Origin of the sequence: Thermanaeromonas sp. C210 (assembly GCF_013167955.1) — a bacterium.
Lineage (GTDB): Bacteria > Bacillota > DSM-521 > Neomoorellales > Neomoorellaceae > UBA12545.
The window spans coordinates 1-13,846 of sequence record NZ_BLWF01000001.1; the positions used below are offsets into that span (position 1 = coordinate 1).

Annotated in this window: 15 protein-coding genes, 6 tRNA genes and 1 other RNA gene; all 22 read left to right on the forward strand. The window is 58.1% G+C overall.

Going from position 1 to position 13,846, the window contains the following annotated elements; all coding sequences use genetic code 11:
• Nucleotides 1–184: 184 nt before the first annotated feature.
• Nucleotides 185–275 (forward strand) — tRNA-Ser (locus TAMC210_RS00005).
• 10 nt (nt 276–285) lie between these two features.
• A tRNA-Ser gene (locus TAMC210_RS00010) sits at nt 286–381 on the forward strand.
• A 177-nt stretch (nt 382–558) separates the two neighbouring features.
• A tRNA-Arg gene (locus tag TAMC210_RS00015) sits at nt 559–635 on the forward strand.
• A gap of 21 nt (nt 636–656) precedes the next feature.
• Nucleotides 657–733: transfer RNA gene (locus TAMC210_RS00020), tRNA-Arg, on the forward strand.
• Nucleotides 734–798: 65 nt separating this feature from the next.
• Nucleotides 799–1,281 carry a tRNA adenosine(34) deaminase TadA gene (gene tadA, locus TAMC210_RS00025; RefSeq protein ID WP_173296775.1) on the forward strand — a complete coding sequence of 161 codons (483 nt, stop codon included), beginning with the start codon at nt 799–801 and terminating at the stop codon, nt 1,279–1,281.
• Nucleotides 1,259–1,354, forward strand: a tRNA-Ser gene (locus TAMC210_RS00030). Before tadA ends, TAMC210_RS00030 begins: the two co-directional genes overlap by 23 nt.
• A gap of 76 nt (nt 1,355–1,430) precedes the next feature.
• A tRNA-Ser gene (locus TAMC210_RS00035) sits at nt 1,431–1,526 on the forward strand.
• 22 nt (nt 1,527–1,548) lie between these two features.
• An RNA gene (gene ffs / locus TAMC210_RS00040) (signal recognition particle sRNA large type) lies at nt 1,549–1,814 on the forward strand.
• A gap of 94 nt (nt 1,815–1,908) precedes the next feature.
• Entirely contained in the window at nt 1,909–3,621 is a 1,713-nt protein-coding gene (dnaX, locus tag TAMC210_RS00045) for a DNA polymerase III subunit gamma/tau (RefSeq protein ID WP_173296776.1), read from the forward strand.
• A gap of 61 nt (nt 3,622–3,682) precedes the next feature.
• Nucleotides 3,683–4,000, forward strand: coding sequence for a YbaB/EbfC family nucleoid-associated protein (locus TAMC210_RS00050; RefSeq protein WP_173296777.1), 318 nt, complete (start codon nt 3,683–3,685; stop codon nt 3,998–4,000).
• Between the two features lie 22 nt (nt 4,001–4,022).
• The gene (gene recR, locus TAMC210_RS00055) at nt 4,023–4,625 is read left to right on the forward strand and encodes a recombination mediator RecR (protein WP_173296778.1); all 603 of its coding nucleotides are present in this window, start codon (nt 4,023–4,025) and stop codon (nt 4,623–4,625) included.
• 66 nt (nt 4,626–4,691) lie between these two features.
• Nucleotides 4,692–4,907 (forward strand): DUF2508 family protein, encoded by a 216-nt coding sequence (locus TAMC210_RS00060; RefSeq protein ID WP_173296779.1) that lies wholly within the window; start codon nt 4,692–4,694, stop codon nt 4,905–4,907.
• A 4-nt stretch (nt 4,908–4,911) separates the two neighbouring features.
• The gene (locus TAMC210_RS00065) at nt 4,912–5,184 is read left to right on the forward strand and encodes a pro-sigmaK processing inhibitor BofA family protein (RefSeq protein WP_173296780.1); all 273 of its coding nucleotides are present in this window, start codon (nt 4,912–4,914) and stop codon (nt 5,182–5,184) included.
• Nucleotides 5,185–5,345: 161 nt separating this feature from the next.
• On the forward strand, nt 5,346–6,455 hold the full coding sequence (locus TAMC210_RS00070; protein WP_173296781.1) for a ferredoxin oxidoreductase: 1,110 nt from the start codon (nt 5,346–5,348) through the stop codon (nt 6,453–6,455).
• The gene (locus TAMC210_RS00075) at nt 6,424–7,212 is read left to right on the forward strand and encodes a thiamine pyrophosphate-dependent enzyme (RefSeq protein WP_173296782.1); all 789 of its coding nucleotides are present in this window, start codon (nt 6,424–6,426) and stop codon (nt 7,210–7,212) included. Before TAMC210_RS00070 ends, TAMC210_RS00075 begins: the two co-directional genes overlap by 32 nt.
• On the forward strand, nt 7,187–8,119 hold the full coding sequence (locus tag TAMC210_RS13390) for a 2-oxoacid:acceptor oxidoreductase family protein (protein ID WP_254388436.1): 933 nt from the start codon (nt 7,187–7,189) through the stop codon (nt 8,117–8,119). Before TAMC210_RS00075 ends, TAMC210_RS13390 begins: the two co-directional genes overlap by 26 nt.
• A gap of 275 nt (nt 8,120–8,394) precedes the next feature.
• Nucleotides 8,395–9,111, forward strand: coding sequence for a GntR family transcriptional regulator (locus tag TAMC210_RS00085; protein WP_256366474.1), 717 nt, complete (start codon nt 8,395–8,397; stop codon nt 9,109–9,111).
• Entirely contained in the window at nt 9,108–9,623 is a 516-nt protein-coding gene (locus TAMC210_RS00090) for a nucleoside deaminase (RefSeq protein ID WP_173296786.1), read from the forward strand. Before TAMC210_RS00085 ends, TAMC210_RS00090 begins: the two co-directional genes overlap by 4 nt.
• 174 nt (nt 9,624–9,797) lie before the next feature.
• Entirely contained in the window at nt 9,798–10,886 is a 1,089-nt protein-coding gene (locus TAMC210_RS00095; RefSeq protein ID WP_173296789.1) for an ABC transporter permease, read from the forward strand.
• Complete coding sequence (locus TAMC210_RS00100; protein ID WP_173296791.1) at nt 10,886–11,212, forward strand: ABC transporter permease subunit; 327 nt, start codon at nt 10,886–10,888, stop codon at nt 11,210–11,212. Before TAMC210_RS00095 ends, TAMC210_RS00100 begins: the two co-directional genes overlap by 1 nt.
• Nucleotides 11,213–11,237: 25 nt before the next feature.
• Nucleotides 11,238–12,170 carry a BMP family lipoprotein gene (locus TAMC210_RS00105; RefSeq protein WP_217267202.1) on the forward strand — a complete coding sequence of 311 codons (933 nt, stop codon included), beginning with the start codon at nt 11,238–11,240 and terminating at the stop codon, nt 12,168–12,170.
• A gap of 13 nt (nt 12,171–12,183) precedes the next feature.
• Complete coding sequence (locus TAMC210_RS00110; protein ID WP_254388437.1) at nt 12,184–13,710, forward strand: ABC transporter ATP-binding protein; 1,527 nt, start codon at nt 12,184–12,186, stop codon at nt 13,708–13,710.
• The last annotated feature ends 136 nt before the right edge of the window (nt 13,711–13,846 follow it).

The following is a 13,846-nucleotide window of genomic DNA, read 5'->3' on the forward strand; positions in this document are numbered from 1 at the left end:
GAGGCAGGATGCCGAATTTGCCGGGAAGTCCGCCGGAGCTTGAGGCTGAGTGATAGTTTGGCCTGCGAGGGTTTCCGGAGCGAGCTGAAGCCAAGCAGGCCTAGAAGCCAAACTGGGGATACGCCAGGACCTCGTGTCGTTGACAGGGCGCCGGCAAATATGCTATACTAACCTTGCCATTACTGGAGGGGTGTCCGAGGGGTTTAAGGAGCTGGTCTTGAAAACCAGTGATGCCCGGGAGGGCACCGTGGGTTCGAATCCCACCCCCTCCGCCAAGGAAAGCGTGGAGAGATGGCCGAGTAGGTCGAAGGCGGTCGCCTGCTAAGCGATTGTACAGGTGTTAAGCCTGTACCGTGGGTTCGAATCCCACTCTCTCCGCCATTTTTAAAACCGGGAAACCTCCTGCCCTTCGGGGTAGGAGGTTTCTAAATGATGTCCTAGAGAATATCCGCGGGGGGGACAAAAGGGAGGGGAAGCAGAGCAGTCCCCTCATCCTTGACTTATGCGTCCATATCTGCTACAATAAACACTGCCGGTTATACCGGCGGATAAAGACACGCGCCCGTAGCTCAACAGGATAGAGTAACTGGCTACGAACCAGGTGGCTGGGGGTTCGAGTCCCTCCGGGCGCGCCATTTTTTATATGAAGGCCAGGTGCGTCCGTAGCTCAGGCGGATAGAGCAGCGGTTTCCTAAACCGCGTGTCGGGGGTTCGAGTCCCTCCGGGCGCACCAGCTTTTTTAAGGCCTTGCCCGCGGGCGAGGTGGCAACCGGGCGGAGAGGAGCAGTTTAAGAGCCGTTGGACCACCGCACTTACATGCAGATGGCCCTGGAGGAAGCCAGGAAGGCCCTCCGGGAAGGGGAAGTGCCGGTGGGCGCCGTGGTGGTACAGGATGGAGAAGTCATCGCCCGCGCCTATAACCGGCGGGAAACGACCCAGGATCCTACCGCCCATGCCGAGATACTGGCCCTGCGCCAGGCAGCTCAGAGGTTAAGAAGCTGGCGCTTGGAGGGTGCCACCTTGTATGTGACTCTGGAGCCCTGTCCCATGTGCGCCGGGGCGGCCGTCCAGGCAAGGCTCAAGCGCCTGGTCTACGGTGCTCCCGATATCAGGGCCGGGGCGGTAGATTCAGTACTCAACCTGGTAGAGCACCCCCATTTCAATCACCGGGTAGAGGTTGTATCTGGTATCTGCGAGGAAGAATGCCGCCTCATCTTACAGGAGTTCTTTGCCAAGTTGAGGCGAGAAGGCATGACGCGGAGAGATGGCCGAGTTGGTTGAAGGCGCTCGACTCGAAATCGAGTAGGCGGCTGATGAGGTCGCCTCGTGGGTTCGAATCCCACTCTCTCCGCCACCAGTGTTCAAAGTGAATACCTGTATTTCAGGAGCAGCCTGCGGGATTTGAAGCTTGGCTAGGAATGTTGCCCTGCGGAGAGATGGCTGAGCTGGCTGAAGGCACTCGCCTGGAAAGCGAGTAGACGGGTGAAAAACCTGTCTCGTGGGTTCGAATCCCACTCTCTCCGCCATTTTTTATTTTAGCCAGATGGACCGTGCTAGACGGGGAGGTAGCGGTGCCCTGTAACCCGCAATCCGCTATAGCGGGGTCGAAGTCCCACTGGCGGGCCCGGTCTGTGGGGACTGCCCGGTGTAAGGGACGAGGAGAGCCGGGTCCTGCGCGGCGAGAACTCATGAACCCCGTCAGGTCCGGAAGGAAGCAGCGGTAAGTGAGCCCTCTCGGGTGCCGCAGGAGTGCCTGGCTGGAGTTACCTGCTCCGGTAACGCCCGGAGGCCGCGGTTCAACAGTGGGTGCACGGTCATCTGATAAATACTTGACGGCCAGGGAAGTGAGAGATTATTCTTTGCACGAGAGAATAATCTCTTTTTTAGTATTTAATGGTGGTGGATAGGATGCCCCAGTACCAGGCCCTTTATCGGCAGTGGCGACCCCAGACCTTTGGAGAAGTAGTGGGGCAGGACCATATCACCGTTACTTTGCGCAACGCCGTGCGGACCGGGAGGTTGGTGCACGCCTATTTATTTTGCGGTCCCCGGGGAACGGGAAAGACCAGCACGGCTAAAATACTGGCTAAAGCCGTCAACTGCCTCGAGCCCAAGGATGGCGAACCATGCAACCTGTGCCCCAACTGCCGGCGGATATCCCAGGGCCTCTCCCTGGATGTGCTGGAAATCGATGCTGCCTCCAACCGCGGCATCGACGAAATCCGGCAGTTAAAGGAGAGGGTGCAGTTTGGCCCCGTAGAAGGCAATTATAAAGTGTACATCATTGACGAAGTGCACATGCTCACTACCGAGGCCTTTAATGCCTTGCTGAAAACCCTGGAAGAACCGCCCCGCCATGTCATCTTTATCCTGGCTACCACCGAACCCCGCAAAGTATTGCCCACCATCATATCCCGCTGCCAGCGCTTCGATTTTCAGCCCTTAAGAGGGCATATCATCGCCCGGCGCCTGCAGGAAGTGGCCGCCGCCAACGGCGTCAGTGTAGAACCTGCGGCTTTAACCCTGCTGGCCCGCAAGGCGGCTGGCGGCCTACGTGATGCCCTGGGCTTCCTGGACCAGATCCTGGCTGGCGGCCGGGAGCGGGTGACGGCCGATGAGGCCGCAGCCCTTTTGGGTGTTCCCCGTCAAGACCTGCTGCAGGAAATGGTCGCCTCTCTCTTGGCTGGCGACGCCGGCCAGATCCTGCGTCTGGTGGATGTTGCCTTAAGGGAAGGGGTGGAGCCCCGGCTGGTACTGGAGGATTTGCTGGACTGGTGCCGTAATCTCCTGCTGTTAAACTTGGACCCCCAGGCGGCGGAGCTGACCGGGCTACCAGAGGATGCCCTGGAGAATATGCGGGCGTCGGCCGGCAGCGTCGACGGAGCCAGGCTTTTCAGGATCATGGAAAGGCTGCAGGGAGCGACGGCCGAATTGCGCTCCAGCACCCAACCCCGCATAGCCCTGGAAATGGCCCTGGTGGGAGTGGTGCTGGAGGAGGAAGGGGTGGATGCCCGCCTGAGGCAACTGGAGGAGCGGGTTAAGGAGCTGGAGGAGCGTTTGGCCTGCGTCGAACACCCACCGAAGGCGGTCCCCGGAGAACGCCCACCGGGGCGGGAAAGAGTGGAGCGCCCGCCCGGGGCCCGGCAGGAGGGCGCGGCCGGACCTGAAGCCTCGGAGGGAAGTAAACCGGCGGCCCGCCGGGAGAGGCAAGGGGCAGCAGCAAGCGCCGTTGCCCGGAGGGAGGTGGAGGCGGCCAGGGCCGAGACGGCGGCTGCCGGGGCCCTCACCCTGGAAGAGGTACAGCGCCTGTGGCCCGAGGTATTGCAGGCAGCGCGAAGAAAAAGCATCCAGCTGCAGGCCTACCTGAAGGGCGGCAGGCCGACCGGTCTGTATAACGGCCGCCTGGTCCTCGCCTTTAAGTCGGCCTTCCATAAGAATATGGTGGAGCAGCCCGCCCACAAAAAAGCCACGGAAGAGGCTTTGCAGGCCGTCCTCGGTCAACCCGTGGAGGTTGTCCTGGTAGACGAAGCCCCATCCCGGCCGGAAGGCAAGATTACCGACGAGATGATCCAGAAGCTGGTGGATTACTTTGGCCCCGATAAAGTCGAGATAAAGGATTGAAGGACGGCAGGCGGGCCCTTAGCTCGCTGTTGCGGTGGTCAATGAATCAAGGAGGGGGAAAATGAACCTGGGTAACATGAACAAAATGATGAAGCAGATGCAGAAAATGCAGAGCCAGCTGGCCAAGGTCCAGGAAGAACTGGCCGAACGCACGGTGGAGGCAACGGCCGGTGGGGGTGCGGTCCGCGTGGTGGTGAACGGCCGCCAGGAGATCGTGAGCCTCGCTATCAGCCCCGAGGCGGTGGACCCGGAAGACGTGGAAATGCTGCAGGACCTCATCGTGGCCGCAGTCAACGAAGGGCTCCGTCGTTCCCAGGAAATGGTAGCGGGGGAGATGGCCAAGATTACGGGCCAGTTTAAACTGCCGGGTCTTTTCTGAGGATGGCGGGAGAGGGTAGATCATGCTGTACTATGCAGAGCCGGTAGCCCGGCTCATTGCCGAATTAAACAAGCTCCCGGGAGTAGGGCCTAAGACCGCCCAGCGCCTGGCCTTCCATATTCTGTACAGCCCTCCGGAGGAGGTTCGGGCTCTGGCCGAAGCCATCCTGGCTGCCAAGGAGAGGACGCGGTACTGTTCCCTGTGTGGCAACCTTACGGAGGAAGATCCCTGCTTCCTGTGCCGCGACGACAGCCGGGACCCTTCGGTGATCTGTGTGGTGGAGGAGCCCCGGGACCTGGTGGCCCTGGAGAGGACGAGGCAATTTCGCGGACGCTATCACGTGCTCCACGGAGCCATTTCTCCCATGGAGGGCATCGGGCCGGAGAAGCTCCGCATCAAAGAACTCCTGGACCGCCTCAAGGACGGTACGGTTAAAGAAGTGGTGTTGGCCACCAACGCCGACGTGGAAGGGGAAGCCACGGCCCTTTACCTGGCCAAAATCCTAAAGCCCCTGGGATTAAAGGTTACCCGGCTGGCCTACGGTATTCCGGTGGGCGGGGACCTGGAGTATGCCGATGAAGTAACCTTGGCCCGGGCCTTTGCCGGCCGGCGGGAAATGGACTAGATCAGGCAAGAATTGGCCACCCCCTGCATATGCTATTTCCAGGAGTATGCAAGGGAGGTGGCTTTTATGCCCTCTTCCTCCAAAGAACTGCCGGCAGACGTAGAAGTCTTGGTGGTCGCCTTAAAGGAGGCCCAGCAGGAGTGGATGGAGGCCCAGAACCTTTTTTCCGAAGTAACCGAACCGGATCTCGTAGACCAAGCCATTTATCGATTGCAGGCGGCCGAACGCAAGTTTATGTACCTCTACAAGGAGGTACAGCAGAAATGGATGGGTGGTGGCTGAAAACATGGGAGCGGCGGATGGCGTCCAATTAATTCTGGCCTTACTTTTCCTGGCTTTCCTGATATATCTGGTAGGGCGGTTGCTCCTCACCCCCTTAAGGTTGATGGCGAAAATCGCCATTAATTCCCTCTTTGGCCTTCTCCTTTTATGGGCTTTTAACTTTGCGGGCAGCTATTTCAGCTTTACTATCCCCTTGAACTGGGTGACCGTCCTGGTAGCCGGGTTTCTGGGAATACCCGGGCTGCTAATGCTCATTTTTTTTCGCCTGGTCCTCTAATCCCGGTCCTCTAAGTTATATTTAACGCTGTAAGAGACAAGCCGGCCTGGGGCCGGTTCTTTTTGTTCCCTTTTCCAGGAGGTTCCTCCGGGGCTAAGAGTAAAGAAGACCACCTGCGCCTATACTAAATTTTGAAAGTGGAAAGGCGAGGAGGCAAGGACTTGGCGACGAAGCCCGTGCAAGGAGAACAGCGCGCCTTTATGACCGGCAACGAAGTTATAGCCTGGGCTGCCCTGGCCGCCGGGGCCGAGGTGATGTACGGCTATCCCATCACCCCCCAGAGCGAGATTATGCATTACTGGGCGCGTCTGGCCCCCAGGTACGGGCGCCGGTTCTTGCAGACGGAAGATGAGCTGGCGGCCGGTTTCACCACCCTGGGGGCGGTTTTGGCCGGCAAGGTGGCCTTCACCGCCACCGCCGGACCCGGCAACGTCCTCATGCAGGAACCCTTGTCCATGGCCGAGATGATGCGGCTGCCGGTGGTGGTAATCATAGCCCAGCGCGGCGGGCCCTCCACGGGGACGGTGATCTATTCCCAGCAGGAGTTCAACCTGACCTGTTTCGGGGGAAACGGCGAGGGCCTGCGGATCGTTTACTCCCCTTCCCACCACCAGGAACTCTTCGATTATACCCTCAAAGCCTTCCATACCGCCTGGAAATACCGCTTCCCCACCTTCATCCTGGGAGACGGTTACCAATCTAAAATGCGCGAGGCGGTGACCCTTTACGATCCGGCCGGGCGAGGCCTGGAAGTGGCGCCATCCCGGCCCCTGGTGGGCGTGCCGGGCACTCCGGGCCGGGACCGGCCTCCAGTCCATCTCCGCAACACATATAATCTGGAAGAAGAGCTCTATGAGGCTTTACAGGAAACCATTGAGGCCTATGACCGGGCAGCGCCGGAAATAGTGGAGTGGGAGGCCTATAGGGCAGAGGACGCCCAATACCTGGTGGTGGCCCACGGCGTGGTGGCCCGGGCCGTCCGCGAGGGAGTGAGGCGCCTCCGGGAAGCCGGCGTGAAGGCCGGTGCCTTTCGTCCCATTACCCTGCGTCCCTTCCCCCAAAGGGAATTAAGGGAGATGGCTTCGCAGGCTAAACTCGTCCTGGTCATGGAGTCTTCTTACGGTCAACTGGAACGGGAGGTCAGGGCCCAGCTTTACGGACTTACCGTGCCCTTAAGGGGCTACCGCCGTCCGGGGCTGGGCATTACTCCTGAAGAAGTAGTTAGGGAGGTGCAAAGGTATGCTTCCCGCTCGGCTGCCCCAGATGCCTGAGGTCTGGCGCTTAGAAAGCAAACCCCACAAGTTCTGCCCGGGCTGCGGCCACGGGATAGTACTTAAATGCCTGGGGGAAGCCGTAGGGGAACTGAGGCTGGCAGATAGAACGGTCTTCGCGTGCGACATAGGCTGTTCCCTGTTGGCCTGGGATTTCTTCAACCTGGATACGGTCCAAACCCACCACGGCCGCACCCTCCCAGTGCTGGCCGGCCTGAAGAGGGTACGGCCCGAACTGGTGGTCGTGGCTTATATGGGCGACGGCGGCGCTTATGCCATCGGGGCCCAGCACCTCGTGGCTTCGGCCGGCCGCGACGACCCCGTGACCGTCATCGTGGTCAATAACACCGTCTATGCCATGACCGGCGGCCAGATGGCCCCCACTACCCTGCCGGAAGAAAAAACGGAAACGAGCCCTTACGGCCGGAGGGTGGAGGAAAGCGGGCCTTCCCTCCGCGGCCCGGAGCTAGTGGCCAGTATAGCCTCCCCGGGGGCCTATGTGGCCCGCGGGAGCGTGGCACGGGTGAGGCAGTTGAAGGACTTCATCAAGAAGGGTCTCCGGGCCCAGGTGGAGGGAGGGCACCTCGCCTTCATTGAAGCCCTCTCCACCTGCCCCACCAACTGGCGTACCAATGCGCGGGAAACCTGGCGATTTTTGGAAGAAAAGATGCATAAGCATTTTCCCCTGGGCGAGTATTCCCCGGCCCAGACGGCGAGGGAGGAAGGTGCCGGTGCTCAACCCGCGAGGAAATCTTAAAATCGTTCTGGCCGGCGAAGGGGGTCAGGGTGTGCAGACGGTAGCCGAGATCATGGCCGAGGCCGCCTACCACAGCGGCTACCAGGCCCTCTACATTCCCAGCTTCGGGGTGGAACAGAGGGGCGGTGTTTCCCTGGCCTTTGTCCAGATCGGCCAGCACCCCATTGGAGCTCCCGTTTTTTACACGGCGGACCTGGCCGGGGCCTTCAGCCTCCGGGCCGTAAGGAAGGTCGGTCGCTACCTGGGGGAGGAAACCTGGCTGTTTTATGATGCCCACCTGGAGGAAGAAGTGAAGGAGCTGTATCCTTCCTTAGAACGCCGGGTAGCCATACCAGCCCTGGAAGTAGCCCGGGTAGAAATGCACCCCCGAGTGTTCAATGTCATTATTCTCGGTGCCCTCGGGGAGGTCACGGGACTCTTACCCCGGGAGGCGGTGGCGGAGGCCATGGAAAAGCAGCTGGGCCATAAATTCGCTCAGGACCCAAGTCTCAGGGAGATGAACTGCAGGGCCCTGGAGAGGGGGCGGGAGCTGTGTCGCCAAGCGCTGGCGGGTGAAGGGGCAGCCGGCGGCAGCCCGGCGGAAGACCGGCAAGGTGTGGCCGGGGAAAGGGGGGCGGAAAAACCGGCCGGCAGGCGGGACGGTTTGGTGCCTGGCTCCCTGGAAGCCATCATTACCGAAGATGGCCAGGGCCGCTTCTATCTCTACCCCGCCCTGTGCAAGGGGTGCGGCCTATGCATTGAAAAATGCCCGGTCCGGACCATCGGCTGGGCCCGGCAGCTGGGGGCCCTGGGCACACCCGTAGTGGAGCCGGGCCACGGCGAGCCCTGCATAGCATGCAGGCAATGCCAGCTGGTCTGCCCCGACTGCGCCATATGGATCGAGGGGAGGGATACGCGTAAGCTGTAGGACGGGGCGACCCGCAGCTTACACAAAAACCTGGAAAAAGGACTAACTTTGGCCTAGTATTGCGATTATTGTAAGTTTATCCTAAGGCAACTAGAACTTAGCAAAAGGAATCTATTGCAACTTTAGATAAACAGTGCTATGATAACATATGGCAGAATAAGTGATAAGTAATAAGTACTACTGCAGTCGCCGAACGGGGGAGCTCAAATGGGGGAAAGGGGAAAAGCCTAATTCCTGATACCGAGAAATTCATTCCTAAAATCGATAATGAAGAGCTGTCCCTTAAGGTTCACCGGGCATTACTGAAAATGCTGCGGGAAGGTCCTTTCGGGAAAAGAGGCAAGTTGCCGGCGGAAGATATCTTGGCCCGTCAACTGGGGGTCAGTAGAAACGTTTTAAGGGACGTCCTGGCCAGCCTGGAGGCCGAAGGATTTATTACCCGGCGGCGCGGCATCGGAACGATGATCAACCAATATGTTTTGGACGCGCCTTCGAGGCTGGATCTGGAGAAAGATTTTGAGGAAATGATAGAGGAGGCGGGATACCGGGCTTCCCTGGGGTTGGTGACCGGTGGCGTAATCCCTGCAGAGGAAGAGGTGGCTAAAGACCTCCACTTAGAAGTAGGGGAAAAGGTTCTGAAGGTAGAGAAGCTTTTACTAGCCGATGATCGGCCGGCCATTTACGTGTTAGACTACATACCCTACCGGTTGATCGAAGGGAACCCGTATACCCCGGAGGAGCTAAAAATACCGATATTTCGTTTCTTGAAAAGAAAGAGTCAAGTTAAAGTGGAAATCGTACTCATGGACGTAGAACCGCGGTTACCGGACGGTATAATCGCCGGGATGCTCGGGGTTGAACCTTCGGAACCCATAATGTACGTTCATGAGATAGGTTATAGTTGTACGCAGACTCCGGTCCTCTTATCCCAGGCTTACTATCGTAACGGCGTTTTCCGGCTAAGCATTCTAAGGAGAAACTACTTGGGATGATTACAGTGGACGTACGGCGGCGGAACACCTTTGACTGGGACAAGGAAAGGGAATATGCTTTAAAGGCTATCGCCATATCCCAGCGAGCCAGGGAACACGGTAATACTCCCTTCGGATGTCTGTTAGTCGATGCCCAGGGGAATATTCTCCTGGAGCAGGAAAATGTCGAGATTACAGAAAGGGATTGCACAGGTCACGCGGAGGCCGCCCTTATGCGTAAAGCCTCCCACCTGTATAGTAAAGATTTCCTCTGGGGATGCACCCTCTATTCTTCCGCGGAACCGTGTGCCATGTGCGCCGGAGCCATTTATTGGGGCAACGTGGGCAGAGTGGTGTATATCATCAGCGAAAAGCGCCTGCGGGAGCTTACCGGCAACCATCCTCAAAATCCCACCCTGGATCTACCTTGCCGCGAGGTCTTCGCTAGGGGGCAGAAGGATATTGTGGTAGTCGGGCCCCTTCCGGAGCTAGAGGAAGAAGCCATAAAAGTACATGAGGGGTACTGGAAGTGAAGGAACTTTTTTCAGCCTTGAGGGGGCGTGCTGGTAGACCCCATAAGAAGATTCAAAAATAAGTATCTTGCTTAGCAGGATTTAAAAAATTTGCGTCGAATAAATAAATATTAAACTTCGACCTTATCATAAAGGGAGTGGTGGGAGATCGACCAGTCAGTCAGGAGTTGGATAATGCAGGTGATCATTCTTTTGGGCGCCCTAGTGGGCGCTCTATTAGCTGGAGCGGTGCTCCTCCTCGCTGCCGGGGCGGACCCTTTTAAAGCCTACGGGGTCATGCTAAGCGGTCCTGTAAGCAGCGAATTCGGGATCACCGAAACCCTCGTTCGCGCTACTCCCTTACTCTTAGTCGGCCTGGGGATCGTCATTTCCTTCCGCGCCGGCATCCTTAACATCGGCGGTGAGGGACAGATACTTATGGGCGCCGTGGCTTCTTCTGCTGTGGCCCTGGCGCTGCCCCACTGGCCGGCAGTGGTGCTGCTACCCCTGGTTTTACTCGTCGGGTGCGTAGCGGGTGGCATTTGGGGAGGAATAGCAGGATGGCTTAAAGCGCGCCTTTCGGTCAACGAGATCCTGAGCACCGTCATGCTCAATTCCATTGCCTTACAGTTGTACACTTATCTCATCCGCGGTCCCCTAATCGATCCTCAAGAGGTGGCTTATGGTACGGGCGTACCCCAGACGGCGGTGTTGCCCGAACACATTTGGCTGGCTCGCCTGATACCGGGAACGCGGTTGCATACCGGCTTTATCCTGGCCATCCTTCTGGCGGTACTGGTGTATATCTTTCTCTGGCGTACGACCATAGGCTACCGTATGCGGGCCGTGGGAGCCGGCCCGGAGGCCGCACGCTACGGCGGAATTAGAGTCGAGTTCTACCTGGTACTCGCCATGGTCCTCTCTGGCGCCTTTGCCGGCCTGGCCGGGACGGTAGAGGTGCTGGGAGTGCATCACCGCTCCCTGGAAGCCCTGTCGGCGGGTTACGGCTTTAGCGGAATAGTCGCCGCACTCTTTGGCCGGTTGCACCCCTTAGGCACCATACCGGCATCCATTCTCATGGGGGCCCTTATACTTGGCGCGGACATGATGCAGCGGGCCGTCAGCGTACCGGCAGCCATCGTTATGGCCGTCCAGGGCCTGGTCATACTTTTCGTGGTATCCAGTGACCTCTTAATGCGTAAGCCGGAGTTGCTGGCGCGCCTTTGGCGCCGGAACGGTGCCCTCCGTTCCAAATCTACAGGGGAGGCAGGGACGAGCGCGTAATGGAGGATGTGGTCGTAAGTCAAGGACTACTCGTCGGGGTTCTAGCTACGGGGATCCGCCTGGCTACACCCTTTCTCCTGGCTGCCCTGGGCGAGATGTTCGTCCAGCGGTCGGGGGTGTTTAACCTGGGTGTAGAGGGTATTATGCTCATGGGGGCCTTCATGGGTTTTTTCCTGACCTTGCAGACGGGGAATGCCTACTGGGGCATCCTAATCAGCCTGCTGGTCGGCGCCTTGATGGGAGCGCTTATGGGTTTGGTCAGCGTAACCTTCAAGGCCGAACAGGGTATCAGCGGCATCGGACTGTATATGTTCGGGTGGGGGTGAAGGTCAGGATCAGCAGTCGGACAAGGTGCGCATTGCTATGGTATGTGCCAGTACAGTGGACGACATGGCTTGGAGCCAGTCCATGTATGAGGCTCTCAAAGCGGTACAACAAAGGATGGGTGAGGATAAAGTAGAGATAGCGGTGAGTGAAAGACTGGGTGATGCCGTGAATGCCGGCGCGGCCATAAGGCAGTATGCGAGCCAGGGTTTCGATATAGTAATTGCCCACGGTGCCCAGTACCAGAGTGTATTAAGGGAGATCGCGGCTGATTTTCCCAAGACAACCTTCGCCTACGGAACCGGATTCCAGACGGCACCCAATATTTTCGCCTATGATCCCCAGGCCCAGGAGGGCGGCTACTTACTAGGCATCCTGGCGGGGCATATGACTAAATCGGGTATCGTGGGCGTGGTAGGTCCTGTGGAATCCGGAGACGCCATTAAGTACAATTACGGGTTCCAGCAGGGTGTGCTGGCCGCCAACCCCAAGGCGCAGGTACGCATTGCTTATACAGGCTCCTTCAACGATATAGTGGGAGCGGGAGAACTGGCTAAGGTGCATATGGATGCCGGAGCCGATATTCTTACGGGATCTTCCCAGCAGTCGGTAGGTGCCATCAAGGCGGTGGCCGAGCGCAGCGGGAGGTACTGGCTGTCTACCGACATGGATCAGAGCAGCCTTGCGCCTGACACCGTCCTGGCGGCCCAGGTTTACAATTGGGAGAAGGTTGTCACTAAAATAATCGAACTGAGAAAACAAGGTGTCCTCGGCGGTGAGCATCTCATGCTGTCCTTTGCCGACGGGACCTTGGAACTTAAATACAACAGCAAGTTAGCCGATAAAATACCGCAAGAGGCTAAGGATGCGGTGGAAAAGGCAAAACAGGAAATTATCAACGGCAGCCTGAAAATAGAACTTCCGAAAGAGCAACCTGGGCAGGCACAGCAAAAGAAGTAAAGGGGAAGCCGGAATGGCACAAGAAATTAAACACCTGGAAATGCGGGGAATTACCAAGAGATTTCCCGGTGTGCTGGCTAACGACCATGTGGATTTGGAGATACGGGCAGGGGAGGTTTTAACCCTCCTGGGCGAGAACGGGGCCGGTAAAACAACTTTGATGAGCATTCTATACGGACTTTACCAGCCCGATGAAGGGGAAATTTTGGTGAACGGGAACCCCGTCAAGATAACCTCTCCCCGGGCGGCAATGGAATTGGGCATTGGGATGGTGCACCAGCATTTTATGCTGGTGCCCACCCTTACGGTGGCTGAAAATGTGGCCCTGGGCTCTCCCCCGCGCAAAGGCGCCTTTGTGGACCTCCAGAAGGTCAGCAGGGAAATTGAGGAAATTTCTAGGACCTATGGTTTAGGTATACAGCCGGATGCATATGTGTGGCAACTTAGCGTAGGGGAACAGCAGAGGGTGGAGATCGTCAAAGCCCTTTATCTGGGCGCCAGCCTTCTCATCCTTGACGAACCTACCGCCGTGCTAACCCCCCAGGAAGCCGGGGAACTTATAGCTCTGTTAAAAAACATGGCCCAGCAAGGCCGCCCTATCGTATTTATCAGTCATAAGCTCAACGAGGTTATGGCAGTGAGTGATAGGGTGGCCGTCCTGCGAGACGGCAGGGTGGTTGCTACCCTGCGTACGGCGGAGACCTCTGCCCAGGAGCTGGCCCGCCTGATGGTGGGGAGGGAGCTGACCTTTAGGCCTACCAAAAGCCAGTCGGCTCCCGGTGAGACGGTGTTAAGCCTGAAGGAAGTGTGGGCCTCCGGTGATAAGGGAACCCCCGCTCTAAGGGGATTGTCGTTGGACCTGAGACGGGGAGAGATAATGGGTATAGCGGGTGTCTCCGGCAACGGACAGAAGGAGTTGGCCGAGGTTATAAGCGGGTTAAGAAGAGTGGTTAAGGGGCAGATCCTGCTAAACGGTAGAGAGGTCACCAACTTTTCGCCGGAAAAAATGATTAAGGAAGGTCTGGGCTTCATACCCGAGGACCGGCTGCACGTGGGGACCATTCCCTCCTTTGCCGTGTGGGAAAACCTCATCCTGAAGGACCACGACCAGCCGCCCTATGCTCGGGGTATTTTCCTCCAGAAGCAAAGCATAAGGTCGCAGGCAGCGTCCTTAGTAGAGAGTTACGGGGTTAAAACACCTACCCTGGATACTCCAACCGGCCGCCTGTCCGGCGGTAACATCCAGCGGTTGATATTGGCCCGGGAGATTACCCGCCAACCTTCCGTCTTAGTGGCCGCCTACCCGACCCGCGGGCTGGATGTCGGGGCTACGGAATACGTCCACATGAAGCTCATGGAGGCCCGGGATAACGGTATGGGCGTGCTGCTGATCTCGGAAGACCTGGAGGAGATAATGAACCTCTCGGACCGAATTGCTGTGATTTACGAGGGCCGGATTATGCGGGTGATGACCGCAGAAGAGGCCGACGAACGCACCTTAGGCCTGCTCATGGCGGGCGTTGCCCAGGAGGCTTCCTAAAGGCCGGGCGCAGCGATAAAGGGTCTTACCCCGCGGCGGGACCGCTTCCGGCGGGGCCGGGCCCTAGGAAGAACAGGTATAAGAGGAAAAAGCTTGAGGTAAAAAGGCTGTCGACCGGGAAGGTCGGCGGCCTTTT